Here is a 281-nt window from a genome sequence, read left to right as displayed (position 1 = left end):
GGCTTTCATTGAGAACTTCACGAATACTATTGGTAAAATCTAATATATGTTTGGCTTTATCATCACTCAATCCTTCTAATGCCCTATAGTGTGATATAGCCAGATCAGCAAGTTTATAGGCAGGAATTTTTATTGGTAGTAATTTTTTCATAACTTGTGATGTTAATGAACTTCTTGCGGTGACTTTTAGATTCTCTTTATTGAATGTCTTTTTTATTGCCTTAGTGATGGGGTTTTTATCGTAATTGTTGATATCGATTATCATGTTTCTTGTTTTAGGA

General features: G+C 31.7%; 1 pseudogene. It reads right to left on the bottom strand.

Annotated features, from left to right (window positions below):
- Positions 1-281 (bottom strand): annotated as a pseudogene (locus tag KZ793_RS00295) (hypothetical protein); the annotation flags it as partial.

Source organism: Photorhabdus antumapuensis (genome assembly GCF_020387775.1).
In the GTDB taxonomy this organism is placed as follows: Bacteria; Pseudomonadota; Gammaproteobacteria; order Enterobacterales; family Enterobacteriaceae; genus Photorhabdus; species Photorhabdus antumapuensis.
This window is presented reverse-complemented; position numbering and strand designations above follow the sequence as displayed.